The sequence below is a fragment of the Flavobacterium cupreum genome, from assembly GCF_003996965.1.
Taxonomy (GTDB): Bacteria; Bacteroidota; Bacteroidia; order Flavobacteriales; family Flavobacteriaceae; genus Flavobacterium; species Flavobacterium cupreum.
Genome location: NZ_QWDM01000070.1, coordinates 1 through 480, shown reverse-complemented (window position 1 = coordinate 480; position 480 = coordinate 1). Strand labels below are relative to the sequence as shown.

At 61.9% G+C, this 480-nt stretch carries 1 protein-coding gene; it reads left to right on the top strand.

The annotated features are described in order from the left end of the window. On the top strand, positions 1-480 hold a 480-nt coding region (locus tag D0817_RS26700), incomplete at both ends, for a contractile injection system protein, VgrG/Pvc8 family (RefSeq protein WP_193555376.1).

Genomic DNA, 480 nt, shown 5'->3' with positions numbered 1-480 from the left:
CCGCGCGCGCGTTCGAATTCGACCTGCGACACCTGAAAAAATATCCGGCACGCGAATTCACGATGCAGTACAACGAGTCGAACGCGGCATTTCTGCGCCGCCTGTGGAAGCGCTGCGGCATTGCCTGGTTCGTGCAACACGGCAGCGCGACGGAAAGAGGCAGCGACATGACCTGCGTCCACACCCTGGTCCTGTTCGACGACGCCATGTCGCTCAAAAGAAACGCGGCCGGCGCGGTGCGCTTCCACCGCGACGACGGCACCGAAAAGCGAGGCAGCATCACCAGTTGGCATGCCGTGCGGACCCTCATCGCGGGCAATGCCACACGTCACAGCTGGGACTATGCGCAGGCATGGTCGATGGGGAACAAGGATGTCAGCCACAACGACCAAGGCAAACTCGGAAACCAGTTCGCGGCCAGTCTCGACCATTACCTGGTCGACGTGCCGCACGCCAGCGGCGATGACAACGCTTCCAGTA